We start from the raw sequence: 13,816 nt of genomic DNA, 5'->3' as shown, positions 1-13,816 counted from the left end.
TTGCGATGAACATTCACCGGACTGTCGGCGAGAAAATATTCGATGCTTGCAATTACGGCTTCCTGGCGCTGGTCGCTCTCGTAACGTTTCTGCCTTTCGTTTACGTGGTCGTCGCCTCCTTCGGCGCCGACAATCAAGTGTGGCCGACGCGATATTCGCTCGGGGCGTATCAATACATTTTCGGAACGCGAACGTTCGTGAACAGCTTGGGCATCTCCGCCTACATTACGCTCCTCGGCACGTTCCTGAGCCTTGCGGCGACGTCGCTGATGGCGTATTCGCTGTCGTTCAAACAGCTGCCGGGGCGCAGCAAGTTTATGCTGCTCATCCTGTTCACGATGCTGTTTCAAGGCGGTCTCATCCCGACTTATTTCGTCGTGAAGGAGCTGCACATGATCGACACGCTGTGGGCGCTCATGATTCCGGGGCTGATCAGCGCCTTCAACCTGATCATTATGCGGGACTTCTTCGCCAGCGTGCCGACGGAGCTGATTGAATCGGCCAAGATCGACGGGGCTCATGAAATCACCGTGCTGCTCCGCGTCGTGCTGCCGCTATCGCTGCCGTCGCTGGCCGCGTTCGGGCTGTTCTATGCCGTAGGCATATGGAACCAATACTTCAGCGCGATCATGTATATCAATACGCCGGACAAATGGCCGGTGCAGGTGCTGCTGCGGCAAATCGTCGTCCTCGCCTCCGGCGGTCTCGGCGACAGCAGCTCGGCGGGGGAATCGGTGGCGTACTATGGGCAATCCGTGAAAATGGCGGTCATCGTCGTGTCGACGATTCCGATTCTGCTCGTCTATCCGTTTCTGCAGAAGCATTTTGCCAAAGGGGTCCTGATGGGCTCCGTGAAAGGATAAGCTTGACGTTATCTATGGGAGGATTACTGTGAAAAACAACAACGGGTACTCATGCTGGCTGCAATACGATCTGCTGGGTCAAGCAGCGCGAGAGGCGGCCGTCGAATGGGCACAAGACATCGTGCTGACAGAAGCGGCTGAACAAGGGCCTCTCAAGACCGCGGTAGACGAATTGACCGCGGGGATGGCAGCGATGCTCGGCAAGAGGCCTGCGATCGTACCGGCGCCTGTAACGGGACGACGCTATATTTTGCTTGGAACGGTCGGGGGCTCGGCGCACGTCGCCCGGTTGATCGGGGGAGGGGAAACGTCCGCCTTCGGTGAGGAGAGTTACCGGATCAAGACCGTATGCGAACCGGACCGGGAGGCGATCGTGCTGGCCGGCGGTTCAGGGAAAGGCCTGCTGTATGCGGTGTTTCACTTCCTGCGCCTGATCGTGACCGGAGCGGACCTCGGCAGCCTCGATGTGACGGAGCAGCCGAAATACGGGCTGAGGATGATTAATCATTGGGACAATATGGACGGCTCCATCGAGAGGGGCTATGCCGGTCGTTCGTTTCTTTATGCGGATGGCCGTGTTCTGAGCGGCTCGCCGCGGATTCGGGACTACGCCCGGCTGATGGCCTCCATCGGCATTAACGGCATCGCCATCAATAACGTCAACGTCCACCGGCAGGAGACGATGCTCCTCACCGAACAGCTGCTGCCGGATGTGGCGGCGATTGCGGACGCGTTCCGCGAGTATGGCATCCGCTTGTTCTTAAGCGCCAATTATGCGAGTCCCGTAGAGCTGGGGGAAACGGCGACGGCCGATCCGCTCGACGCCGAAGTCGCGGCCTGGTGGCAAAGAGCGGCGGAGCGGGTGTACCGGCATATTCCCGATTTCGGCGGCTTCGTCGTCAAGGCCGATTCGGAGAACCGGCCCGGCCCGTTCACTTACGGCCGGGATCACGCCGACGGGGCGAATATGCTGGCGGCTGCGCTGAAGCCGTACGGCGGACTGGTGCTGTGGCGGTGCTTCGTCTACAATTGTCAACAGGATTGGCGGGACCGCACGACGGACCGCGCCCGCGCGGCGTACGACCATTTCAAGCCTCTCGACGGCCGGTTCATGGATAATGTCGTGCTTCAGATCAAGAACGGCCCGATGGACTTCCAGGTGCGCGAGCCGGTCTCGCCGCTGTTCGGGGCGATGGAGCGGACGAACCAGATCATGGAATTCCAGATTACGCAAGAGTATACCGGTCATCAGATCGATGTGTGCTACCTCGTCCCGCAGTGGAAACAGGTGCTGGAGTTCGATACGCTGGTGAAAGGGGAAGGAAGCAAGGTCAAGGACATTGCGGCCGGCCGCGTGCATCCGTACTCGCATTGCGGAATTACCGCAGTTACGAATGTCGGCGATGACGACAACTGGACCGGACACCATCTCGCTCAAGCGAATTTGTTCGGGTACGGGAGACTGATCTGGAACCCGGAGCTGTCCGCCGAGCAGATCGCCGCCGAATGGGTGCGGCTCACCTTCGGCGATAATTCCGAGGTTGCGTCTGCGGTAACGGATATATTGATGGAATCGTGGCCGGCGTACGAGAAGTATACTTCGCCGCTCGGGGTAGGCTGGATGGTGCGTCCGCATCTCCATTACGGCGTTGATGTGGACGGGTACGAATACTCCAAATGGGGGACGTATCATTTTGCCGATCGGGACGGTGTCGGAGTCGACCGGACGGTCGCTACGGGTACCGGCTATGCGGGTCAATACGTCGGCGCCAACGCGGAACGGTATGAGCGAACATCAAGCTGTCCGGACGAGCTGCTGCTGTTTTTCCATCATGTCCCGTACACGTATCGCCTTCAATCGGGCAAGACGGTCATCCAGCATATCTATGACACTCACTTCGAAGGCGTGGAGCAGGTGGAGCAATGGATTGTGCGCTGGCGAAGCCTGGAGGGCAAACTGGACGCGGAGCGGTTTCGGCATATAGGCGAGAGACTCGCCAGACAGCTGGACAATGCGAAAGAGTGGCGCGATGTCGTCAACACGTACTTTTACCGGAAGTCCGGCATTCCCGATCAAGGCAAGCGTGTGATTTTCGTATAGTCCATTGCGGCTAGCGGCTATCGCCCTGCGGCATGCGCCGGTCGGCGCCGACTTCAGCATTCCGAAAAGAGGGTAACCGGGGATGAATCAGAAGAAGCTATTTAACGACGGATGGGAATTTGCGAAGAGCGGTTTGGAAGCAGCGGACTGTACCGGCCTTGCGTTCGAGCCTGTCGACCTTCCGCACGATTGGCTCATATACCAAACGCTGCAGCTGTACGAGAACAGTATCGGCTGGTATCGGAAAAGATTTGCCGTGAAGAAGGACGGGACGCAGCTTTTGCTTTGTTTTGACGGCGTCTATATGGATTCTTCCGTCTATGTGAACGGCCGGCTGGCGGGCGAATGGAAGTATGGGTATTCCTCCTTCGAGCATGATATTACCGATGCCGTCGTGGACGGTGACAATGAAGTCGTCGTGAAGGTCGTGCATCAAAGTCCGAACAGCCGCTGGTATTCGGGGGCCGGCATATTCCGGAACGTATGGCTCAAAACAAGAGGGCCGACGCATATCGTTACGGACGGCGTCTATATCGGCACGAAGCTGGCGGACGGCGGCTGGCTGGTTGAAGTCGACACCGAGCTAAGCCTGCTGGAAGACGTACTCCTGACGCACACGCTTCTGTACGCTGGCAGCCCGGTGGCGTCCTCATCGGAACGGCTAGAGGCAGGCAGTGCGGCTGGTGTTGTAAACCGGCAAAGGCTGCTGATCCCGCATCCGAAGCGGTGGAGCACGGAAGAGCCGGAGCTTTACGGGCTGGTCACCCGGCTGGAGACGGCGGAAGCGAAGGAAACGCTCGAAACGGTCTCGCAGCGCATCGGATTTCGAACCGTTACGATGGATCCGAACGACGGGCTGCGGCTTAACGGCGTCAAGCTGAAGCTGAACGGCGTATGCGAGCATCACGATTTGGGGGCGCTCGGAGCGGCATTCAACAAAGCCGCCTTGCGGCGCAGATTCGCGATCCTGAAGCATATGGGGGTCAATGCGGTGCGGACCGCCCACAATATGCCGGCCAAGGAGCTGATGGACCTGGCGGATGAGATGGGGCTGCTCGTCGTCTCGGAAGCTTTCGATATGTGGGAACGGCCGAAGACGCCGTATGATTACGCGAGATTTTTCAAGGAATGGGCTGCGCGGGATGTGAGGAGCTGGGTCAGGCGCGACCGCAACCATCCCAGCTTGCTGATGTGGAGTATCGGTAACGAGATTTACGATACCCACGCGGATGAGCGCGGGCAAGAAGTGACGCGAATGCTTATGGATGAAGTGCGGAAGCACGATCCGAAGCAGAACGCCAGAGTCACGATCGGGTCGAATTATATGCCTTGGGAGAACGCTCAAAAATGCGCCGACATCGTCAAGGTGGCAGGTTATAACTACGCGGAAAAATATTACCGCAAGCATCACGAGGAGCATCCGGACTGGATCATCTACGGCAGCGAGACCGCTTCCGTCGTGCAAAGCCGCGGCATTTATCATTTCCCGTTCGAGAAATCCATTCTTGCCGACGACGACGAGCAGTGCTCCGCCCTTGGCAACAGTGCGACAAGCTGGGGGGCGCGGTCCGCCGAAGCGTGCATTGTGGCGGAAAGAGATACCCCGTTCTCGCTCGGGCAGTTTCTATGGACCGGCTTCGATTATATCGGGGAACCGACGCCGTATCATACGAAGAACTCGTATTTCGGGCAAGCGGATACCGCGACGTTTCCGAAGGATTCGTACTACATTTATCAATCGGCGTGGACGGATTACAAGAAGAAGCCGATGGTGCACATTTTTCCTTATTGGGACTTCAACCCGGGGCAAACGATCGACGTCCGCGTATGCTCGAATGCGCCTGTCGTTGAACTGCAGTTCAACGGCGTCACTGTCGGCACCCATCATATCGATCATGCGCACGGAACGCAGCTGGTCGGCTGGTGGAAGCTACCTTATGAGCCGGGGGAATTAAAGGCGATGGCCTATGATGAACATGGTGAGGTTATCGCTGTCGATGTACGCCGGTCGTTCGGCGACGCGAAACGAATCCGGCTGAATGCGGATAAGACAACGCTGGCGGCGGACGGCACGGACCTGATCTTCGCAGCGATTACGGTGGAAGACGAGCACGGCAATCCTGTGGAAAATGCAAACAATCGCGTAAGGGTCGAGGTAACGGGCGCAGGGCGGCTGATCGGGCTCGATAATGGGGACAGCACGGACTACGATCCGTATAAAGGGCTCAGCCGAAGACTGTTCAGCGGCAAGCTGATGGCCGTCATCGCTTCCACGCTGGAGCCGGGCAAAGTGCGAATTGACGTTACCTCCGCCGGTATGGAGAGCTGCAGCGCGGAATTCGAGTCTTATCCGGTTACGGATCGGACGTTGGCGGGTGTATCCGCCGGTGCGCGCAATCGGGAGCTGCCGATCGTCATGGGAAGCGATGCGGAAATCCCGCTCCGCAAAATCGAAATCGTCTCCGAGTCGGGACAGCGGTTCGACCCGTCCTGCCGGGAAATGCTCGTCCGCGCTGTGCTGCACCCTGCATCCGCTTCCTATCGGGAAGTGGAGTGGAGTGTTGTGAACGATGCAGGGATCGTCTCCAACATCGCCAAGGTCGAAGCGAACGGACTCGAAGCGAAGCTTACGGCGCTCGGCGACGGACAGTTCCGGCTCCGCTGTACGGGCAAGAACGGCAGCGACAAGACGAAGCTGATCTCGCAGCTGGAATTTTCGGCGGACGGTCTTGGCACGGCTTACAAGGACCCGTACGGATTTATTTCCGCGGGATTGTACGATTACAGCAAAGGGGAAGTCGGCAACGGGAACGAACGCGGAGTCGCGACAAGCCGGGACGGGGAAACGCAGGTCGGCTTCCGCGACATCGACTTCGGCCCTTACGGCTCGGATACGATCACGATTCCGATCTTCGCATTGACCAGCGAGGCGTATGCCTTGCAAATTTGGGAGGGCATGCCGGGGGAAGCGGACAGCGCGCTGCTGGCCGACGTCATTTATCAGAAGCCATCCAAATGGAACGTGTACCAAGAAGAAACGTACCGGTTGCCCAAGACGCTGCGCGGCATTACGTCGATTTGTTTCGTCCTTCATCAGAAGGTGCATATTAAAGGCTTTACGTTTCACCGGAGGAACAGAGCCTTTGAGCAAAATTTCGCTGCGTCGTGCGACCATATTTACGGCGATACGTTCACGATTGCGGAGAGCAGCGTTGAAGGCATAGGGAATAACGTATCGCTGGTGTTCGAGCAGATGGATTTTGCCGGTGAGGGTGCCGCCAAGCTTGTCGTGTACGGAAATTCGCCGATCGATAAAAATACGATTCACATCCGCTTCTCCGGTCCGGACGGCGCTGAAAGCAATCAGCTTGTCGATTTCGCGAAGTCCGACGGCTATGAGAAGCGAGTATTCGAATTGGAACGGGTAACGGGGTTGCAGCATGTAACGTTCATTTTCCTGCCGGGCTCGCTGTTCGATTTCGGCTGGTTCCGGTTTGAAAGGTAGAGAGTACATCAATCTTCGCGTGGTCACGCGGGGATTGATTTTTTTTGTGCGCGGACTTCCTGACAGCGGTCGATTGTTAAAGTCGCAGGAGCGGCGCGACATCCCCAAGTGTCGGAGCCGTTAGCGATGTTCTGCATCGTTAACTTACTCCGGTTTAGCACGAATGCTCAGCGTAACGATGTAAAGCGTCGTTACAGCCGCGGAGCGACACGCGTCACCGAACAGCCACCATAATGGCTGACATGAACCAGTCTCGAGGCTCGAACCGACTCCGTATGAATGGTTTTACCCTTTCCAATTCATCGTTTTCACGATACTATTAATCTGCATCATGACTATAGGGCAAGGGGTCATCTCTATGAAACTTCTCCTCGTCGAGGATGAACGGTTAACGCGGGAAGGGATACTGGAGTCGGTCGATTGGAGTAGGCTGCACATATCCGAAGTCAAAGAAGCGGTCGACGGGATGGATGCACTGGCGGTATGCGAAGCCTACGAGCCGGATATCGTCCTGACGGATATAAAGATGCCGCGCATGGACGGCGTTGCCTTGGCTTCGCAGCTGCGCCGCAAATACCCGAATTGCAAAATCGTATTTATGAGCGGCTATGCCGAGAAAGAATATTTGAAAGCGGCAATCACCTTGAAGGCGATCAGCTACGTGGAGAAGCCGCTCGATGTCGATGAAGTCGAGGCGGCGCTGGCGACGGCCGTCTCCGAGCATGAGGCGGAGCGCAAGCAGCAGCAAATGCTGAGCCTGTCCGCCGAGAAAGCGCATCTGCTGAAGCGTCAAGCGGCGCAAACGCTGACCCGTCCGAATGCGGACCGGGGAGACTTGGCCCAAGAGCTGTCGTGGCTTCCCGGCTCCATAACGCCGGAATACGCCGGCGTCACCTGCATGGTCAAGCTGGACCGGGAGCATCCGGAATTGGACGAGCTGGAACGTCTGCTGGAATCGAGCGCAGCGGAATATGGCGTCGCGGCGCTTATGTTCGCCAAGGACGATAGGCATGTCGTCGTGCAGCTGATCGCCCCGGACCGCTCGAAGCTCTCCGCCACGAATCTGAAAGATGTTTTCAGTATGTTTTCGTACGAGCTGAGAGGCCGGCAAGTCAAGCATGATATTGCGATCGGCGTTCCTGTTGCAGGGCTGGCTCATGCTCACGAATCTTATATAACGGCAGTCGTTTTGCTGCAGGAGTCGTTTTTTCGCGGCCCCTACTCCCTTATCCTATATGGAGATCCCGCTTCCACGTCGCCGAAGGAACCCCATACACCGGACCCGAAACACTTGGAGAGATTCAAGGAGATGCTCGCGCAAGAAAAGTTCGATGACTATGAGAGGCTCGTGCGGCAGCTGTCTTCGGAGTTTCGGCGCGCACCGGGCACCCCCGTTAACCAAGTGAAGGAGCTGTATTACCGGTTGGTGCAGGAGCTGGAGCATTATTTTCACGAAGCCGGCTTACACGGGGAAACGGGCAGCGAAGCCATGAGTGCAGCGTGGGAACGAATGTTCGAATGCCGCTATTTGGGCGAACTGCAGGATATTTTGCTGGCGAAGCTGCAGGTGTGGCACAAAGCATGGGAGACCCATCAGAAGGGGCACGGTCACATTTCGTCGAAAATCGTGAAATATGTGCATCAGCATTATGCCGACGATCATTTATCGGTACAAGAAATCAGCGACCATTTGCAGCTGTCGATGTCCTATGTCATATCCGTGTTCAAGGAAGCGACAGGCACGACGGTCAAGCAGTATGTCCTGGAATACCGGATCGAGAAGGCGAGAGAGCTCCTGAAGGAAAGAAGCTTGAAGGTGTCGGATATTGCCGGTCAGGTCGGCTTCAAGGACGGGGAATATTTCGCCAAGGTGTTCCGCAAGTTTACGGGAATGACGCCTTCCGAATATAGGGAGCGGTTTCAATGATGTTTCGAGTGCTGCCCCGCTATGTATTAAAGCTGCTGTATCATACAAAGCTGCGCAACAAGATTTTGTTTACGTATATCGCGTTCATTTTGCTGCCGCTGGGGTTGTTCCAAATCATCGCGTCGGAGCGGATTTCGGGCATCCTGCTGGAGCAGAGCACATATTCCGCCAGACAGGGCTTCGAGCTGACTTATTCGTTCCTGCGCTACCGGCTGCAGCGGGTGGAAGAGACGTCGGATACGATCGCGGTCACGCCGAGCTTGTCGGCAGCGCTCCGGGAAGTGGAGGGCAAGGATACGAGCCGGCAAATGGAAATGTATCAAGAATTGAAGCAAACGCTGCGCTCTTTCGAAGATGACATTGATGTGGCGAAAGTTATGCTGTACATGCAGGACGATATTATTTTCGCAAATGAGAGAGAAAATTTCCTGCCCATGGAACAAGCCGAGAAGGCGCCGTGCTTTCAGCGTCTGAGGGACGAGCGGGCCAAGCTGCTATGGTGCACGACGAGCGATATACAGCAGCAAGGCTCGGACAGCCCCTATCTTCATGTCGTCCGCAATTTGTTAAATACGGCCAACTATGCGGAAATACTCGGACGGATTCAGATCGACGTCAAGAAGAGCGTGCTCCAGTCCATTCTCGCGAAGGCGGACGTCGTCAAGAACAGTGTCACCTATTTGCGCGATGCGGAAGGGCGGATGATTTTATCGTCCCAGCCCGGGGCGGCTCCTCAGCTCGACGATGAGCTGCCTGGAAATGACGACCAGACGTACGTCTTCGACAACGGAACGACCTACTATCTGTATCACCCGATCCCTTCCTCCCAGTGGTCGATGGTCACCGAAATCCCGCTCATTGAAATTGTCGAGGAGAGCCGCAAGCTTCGCAATTTTTTACTGATTCTTCTGCTCATCATTGCGACGGTGGCATATTTCATCGCTTATGTGCTGGCGCACTCGATTACCCGCCGCATCTCGCAGCTGATCACGCATTTGAAGGATGTGCAGAGCGGCGCGCTGGTGGCGCTTCCGCGCAAGCAGGGACGCGACGAGGTCGGCGAGCTCATTCATACGTACAATTTCATGGTCAACAAGATCGAGGACATGAATAAGGAGCAGTACCGGCTTGGCCAGGAGATGAAAAACGCCGAGCTGAAAGCACTGCAATCCCAAATCAACCCGCACTTCCTGTACAACACGCTGGATATGATCAACTGGATGGCGAACCGGGGGATGAATCAGGATATTAAAGGAGTGGTCAAGGCGCTGTCGCGGTTCTATAAGCTGAGCCTAAGCAACGGCAGAGACATTATCTCGCTTCGCGAGGAGATCGACCACGTATCCTTCTACGTTCAGATTCAAAATATCCGGTTCGATCACAAGATCGACTATGCGGTCGAGGTGCCGGAAGAGCTGCTGGAGACGCCGATTCCGAAAATTACGCTGCAGCCGATCGTCGAAAATGCGATTATGCATGGGATCCTGGGCCGCGTAAGCCGGGAAGGATCGATTCGGATTCGCGCTTATGCGGACGGCAGCGACTTGGTCGTCGCCGTCGAAGACAACGGCATCGGCATGGACCCGGACAAGCTGGCGAAGCTGCAGTCCGGTACGCTGGATGCTTCGGAAACCGGCAGCGGCTACGGGGCGATGAACGTGAAGCTGCGGCTTCAGTCGTATTTCGGCGAGGAGTACGGATTAACGTACGCCAGCGAAGCGGGGAAGGGGACGCTGGTGACCGTCAGAATACCGCGGAACGAAGTTTAATACGGAACGTTTGAACGCGATAAGACCGTAAGCAGGTATGGCAGCCTGCGAGCGGTCGTTTTTTTTTCGGCTGGCGATCGACAAAAATTACAGATAACCGATACTTTATCCGGTACGAACCGCCTTTGAGAGTTGATAAGCTATATCTACAAACAACAGAAGCTTCAGCTTCAAGGGGTGGATCGTAATGAAACGAGGGTTGTTATACCGGCTGCGGCAAAACAGAAGCTTACTGTTCATGATCATGCCGGCCGTGCTATTCTTTTTCTTATTCAGCTACGTGCCGATGGCAGGCATTGTGCTTGCCTTCAAGCAATACCGCTACGATCTGGGAATCTTCGGGTCGCCCTGGGTCGGACTCGACAATTTCAAGTTTTTCTTCATGACGGGCGATGCCTTCAGCGTAACCCGGAATACGCTGCTTTATAATGCGGCGTTTATCATCGTGAACAATGTGCTGCAGATCATCGTAGCGATTCTCATCGTGGAGCTCGGCTCCAAATGGTTCCGCAAAGTCGCGCAAACCGTCATGTTCCTGCCGTACTTCATCTCTTGGGTCGTCGTCGGAGCGGTTGCCTACAACTTGTTCAACTACGAGCACGGTACGATCAATACGATCTTGAAGGCGATCGGAATGGAGAGCTTGGACATTTACAATACCGACACCTATTGGAAGTACATTATCGTGTTCTTCTCCGCCTGGAAGGCGGTCGGCTACGGCGCCGTGTTCTACATGGCTTCGATCATGAGCATCGACCGGGAGACGTACGAAGCGGCCGATATGGACGGCGCGAACGTGTTCCAGCGAATTTGGCACATTACGCTGCCATCCCTGCGTCCGACGATCATTATTTTGGTGCTGCTGGCGATCGGCAACATTTTCCGAGGGGATTTCGGCTTGTTCTATCAATTGGTCGGCAACAACGGCATGCTGTTTAAGGCGACCGATGTCATCGATACGTACGTTTACCGCTCGCTGCTTATCAATAACGAAATCGGGATGTCCGCAGCGATCGGCTTCTATCAATCGATTTTGTGCTTCGTCACGATATTGCTCATGAACTATTTGGTTAGAAAGACCGATAAAGACAGCGCGCTGTTCTAACGGACCCTAAGCGAGGTGAATGGAATGAATACGACAACTGTAAAAAGAAATCGATGGGATCAGTATCTGCTGAACGTTCTGGGCTATGTCATCGTATCGCTCGTAGCGATCGTATGTCTGCTGCCGTTTCTGCTCATCGTGAGCGGTTCCTTTACCAGCGAATCATCGATTATGCGGGAGGGCTTCGGCTTCTGGCCCAAAGAATTTTCCCTCGGCGCCTATGCCTTCGCACTCAGCAATCCGCAAACCTATATTAACGCCTACGGTCTGACGATCTCCTTGACGGTAGTCGGTACGGCGCTCGGGCTGTTTGTTTCGGCGATGACGGCTTATGTGCTGCAGCGCAAAGATTTTGAATGGCGCAACGGCTTTGCCTTCTACTTCTACTTTACGACGCTGTTCAACGGCGGGCTTGTACCCTGGTACATTCTGATGGTCAACTATTTGCACATGAAAGATACGTACTGGGCGCTGCTGCTGCCGCCGCTGCTGAACGTGTTCTACATCCTCATTCTGCGTACGTTTCTCAGCAGCATCCCCGATGCGATTACGGAATCGGCCAAAATCGACGGAGCCGGCGATTTCACGATCTTCGTGAAGCTGATCCTGCCGCTCTCCAAGCCGGCGCTGGCGACCATCGGGCTGTTTACCGCACTGACGTACTGGAACGATTGGTTTAATTCGCTGCTATTCGTTCAATCCGATAAGCTGTATACCTTGCAGTATTTGCTTTACAAGACGCTCGGCAACCTCGAAGGCGTCCGCAAGCTCATGGAAGTGTCCGGGATGAAGATCGCCGATTTGCCTGGGGAAAGCCTTAAGATGGCGCTGGCCATCATCGTCACGGGACCGATCATTTTCCTTTATCCGTTCGTTCAGCGGTTCTTCGTTCAGGGCCTCACGATCGGCGCGGTCAAAGGATAATTTTGTAACTGGATAAAACCAGCATCGCTGGCTTATCATATGGAGTTAATATCACTAAAGGGGAGAAAACACATGTCGATCAAACAAATCCGCAAAACCCCGCTGTTTGCAGCGAGCGTCATGCTCGCCTCCGTCATCGCCGGCTGCTCCGGCAAGACGGAAGCTCCGGCACAGCAGGCCGCTCCGGCTCCTGCAGCTGCGCAATCCGGAAGCGCTGACACCAGCAAAGAAGTGAAGCTGAAGATGGTGCTGCTCGGCTCCAAGCCGGCCGATTTCGACGCAGTGTACGGGGAAGTCAACAAGATCATGAAGCAGAAGATTAATGCGACGCTGGACGTCAGCTTCATTGACTGGGGCGACTACCAGCAGAAGTATCCGCTGATTTTCGCAGCGAACGAAGATTTCGACCTGGTGCTCTCCGCTCCGTGGCTGTTCTACGCTCAGCAGGCTACGAAGAACGGCTTCTACGAGATTACCGAGGACATGCTGAAGAAGTACGCTCCGCAGACGTGGGAGAAAGAGCCGAAGGTCGCTTGGGATCAGGCGAAAATCAACGGCAAAGTGTACATGGTACCGCAAAATAACTTTGAGTACAGCTATCATCTCGTTTCCATCCGTGGCGATTTGAGAGAAAAGTACGGTATGCAGCCGCTGAAAACATACGCTGATTATTTGAATTATTTGAAAACGGTTGCGGAGAAAGATAAAGCGTTCACGCCAAGCCTTGGCGCCAGCGAATTCAACACTATCGAGCTGCTGCAGCCGAACGAATGGAGCTATATCGTCCCTCAGCTTCCGATTGCTTACAATCTGAACGACAAGACTGGCAAGCTGTTCAACTACACGGAGACGCCGGAGTTCGAGAAATTTGCGGCGCAAATGTTCGAATCGGCGAAGAGCGGAGCATGGGCCCGCGATGCGCTCGTATCGAAGATCGACAAGATGCAGGCGTTCAAGGACGGCAAGCTGGCGTCCGTGGAATGGAACCTCGGTACGCTGACGCGCGCCAAGTCGGAAATCATGCTGAAAAATCCGGATTGGAAAATCGAGCTGTACGATCTGAGCGGGGATAAGAAGCGTCTTTCCCAGCCATTCATCAACAATGGCATGTCGATTCACGCCACTTCGAAAAATCCGGAGCGCGCTCTGATGGCGATCGAGCTGCTTCGCTATGACCCGCAAATTCACGACTTGACGAACTTCGGTATTGCCGGCAAGCACTACGAGCCTGTAGGCGACAAGCAGTTCAAGCCGCTTGCGGATTCTAGCAAATTCCCTCCTGCCGGCGTAAGTCCTTGGGGCTGGAACTCGCTCAATGAGCGTCTTGATTCGACGGTAGCCAAGGAGATCGAAGAGTTCACGGAAACGTGGAAGAAAAATGTGACGGTCAACCATCCGCTGGAAACGTTCACGTTCGACGATTCCAAAGTGAAGAACGAAGTGGCTGCGGTGAACAACGTCATGAACGCTAACGGCAAACCGGTGTTCTACGGCATTATCGATCCGGCTAAAGGTGTTCAGGATCTGAAGGATAAGCTGAAGCAAGCCGGCATCGACAAAATTATTGCCGAGATGCAAGCGCAAGCCGACGCCATCACGAAAAAATAATACGATCATCACGA

At 55.4% G+C, this 13,816-nt stretch carries 8 protein-coding genes; all 8 read left to right on the top strand.

Translation table 11 applies throughout. The annotated features are described in order from the left end of the window. Nucleotides 1-5: 5 nt before the first annotated feature. The 8 genes from ACFFK0_RS19335 to ACFFK0_RS19300 all read left to right on the top strand — a co-directional run bounded on the left by ACFFK0_RS19335 (nucleotide 6) and on the right by ACFFK0_RS19300 (nucleotide 13,802). Nucleotides 6-863 carry a carbohydrate ABC transporter permease gene (locus tag ACFFK0_RS19335; RefSeq protein ID WP_377471969.1) on the top strand — a complete coding sequence of 286 codons (858 nt, stop codon included), beginning with the start codon at nucleotides 6-8 and terminating at the stop codon, nucleotides 861-863. A gap of 28 nt (nucleotides 864-891) precedes the next feature. Beyond that, nucleotides 892-2,964, top strand: coding sequence for an alpha-glucuronidase family glycosyl hydrolase (locus ACFFK0_RS19330; RefSeq protein WP_377471968.1), 2,073 nt, complete (start codon nucleotides 892-894; stop codon nucleotides 2,962-2,964). Between the two features lie 82 nt (nucleotides 2,965-3,046). Next, a complete protein-coding gene (locus tag ACFFK0_RS19325) occupies nucleotides 3,047-6,469 on the top strand; it encodes a glycoside hydrolase family 2 TIM barrel-domain containing protein (RefSeq protein ID WP_377471967.1) in 3,423 nt (1,140 codons plus the stop codon). A gap of 358 nt (nucleotides 6,470-6,827) precedes the next feature. Then, complete coding sequence (locus tag ACFFK0_RS19320; protein WP_377471966.1) at nucleotides 6,828-8,396, top strand: response regulator; 1,569 nt, start codon at nucleotides 6,828-6,830, stop codon at nucleotides 8,394-8,396. Continuing rightward, the gene (locus ACFFK0_RS19315) at nucleotides 8,393-10,165 is read left to right on the top strand and encodes a cache domain-containing sensor histidine kinase (protein ID WP_377471965.1); all 1,773 of its coding nucleotides are present in this window, start codon (nucleotides 8,393-8,395) and stop codon (nucleotides 10,163-10,165) included. Before ACFFK0_RS19320 ends, ACFFK0_RS19315 begins: the two co-directional genes overlap by 4 nt. A 187-nt stretch (nucleotides 10,166-10,352) precedes the next feature. After that, nucleotides 10,353-11,270 carry an ABC transporter permease gene (locus tag ACFFK0_RS19310; protein ID WP_377471964.1) on the top strand — a complete coding sequence of 306 codons (918 nt, stop codon included), beginning with the start codon at nucleotides 10,353-10,355 and terminating at the stop codon, nucleotides 11,268-11,270. Nucleotides 11,271-11,294: 24 nt separating this feature from the next. Beyond that, nucleotides 11,295-12,194, top strand: a complete 900-nt coding sequence (locus tag ACFFK0_RS19305) for a carbohydrate ABC transporter permease (RefSeq protein ID WP_377471963.1) — start codon at nucleotides 11,295-11,297, stop codon at nucleotides 12,192-12,194. A gap of 72 nt (nucleotides 12,195-12,266) precedes the next feature. Beyond that, complete coding sequence (locus ACFFK0_RS19300; protein ID WP_377471962.1) at nucleotides 12,267-13,802, top strand: ABC transporter substrate-binding protein; 1,536 nt, start codon at nucleotides 12,267-12,269, stop codon at nucleotides 13,800-13,802. The last annotated feature ends 14 nt before the right edge of the window (nucleotides 13,803-13,816 follow it).

The sequence above is a fragment of the Paenibacillus chartarius genome (assembly GCF_042432825.1).
In the GTDB taxonomy this organism is placed as follows: Bacteria; Bacillota; Bacilli; order Paenibacillales; family NBRC-103111; genus Gordoniibacillus; species Gordoniibacillus chartarius.
Note: the sequence above shows the minus strand (reverse complement) of the source record. Positions and strands in the feature narration are given on the sequence as shown.

Coding starts and splice junctions, on each gene's coding strand:
- ACFFK0_RS19315 (WP_377471965.1), top strand. CDS start 8,393: ATGATGTTTCGAGTGCTGCCCCGCTATGTATTAAAGCTGCTGTATCAT.
- ACFFK0_RS19320 (WP_377471966.1), top strand. CDS start 6,828: ATGAAACTTCTCCTCGTCGAGGATGAACGGTTAACGCGGGAAGGGATA.
- ACFFK0_RS19335 (WP_377471969.1), top strand. CDS start 6: ATGAACATTCACCGGACTGTCGGCGAGAAAATATTCGATGCTTGCAAT.
- ACFFK0_RS19305 (WP_377471963.1), top strand. CDS start 11,295: ATGAATACGACAACTGTAAAAAGAAATCGATGGGATCAGTATCTGCTG.
- ACFFK0_RS19310 (WP_377471964.1), top strand. CDS start 10,353: ATGAAACGAGGGTTGTTATACCGGCTGCGGCAAAACAGAAGCTTACTG.
- ACFFK0_RS19300 (WP_377471962.1), top strand. CDS start 12,267: ATGTCGATCAAACAAATCCGCAAAACCCCGCTGTTTGCAGCGAGCGTC.
- ACFFK0_RS19325 (WP_377471967.1), top strand. CDS start 3,047: ATGAATCAGAAGAAGCTATTTAACGACGGATGGGAATTTGCGAAGAGC.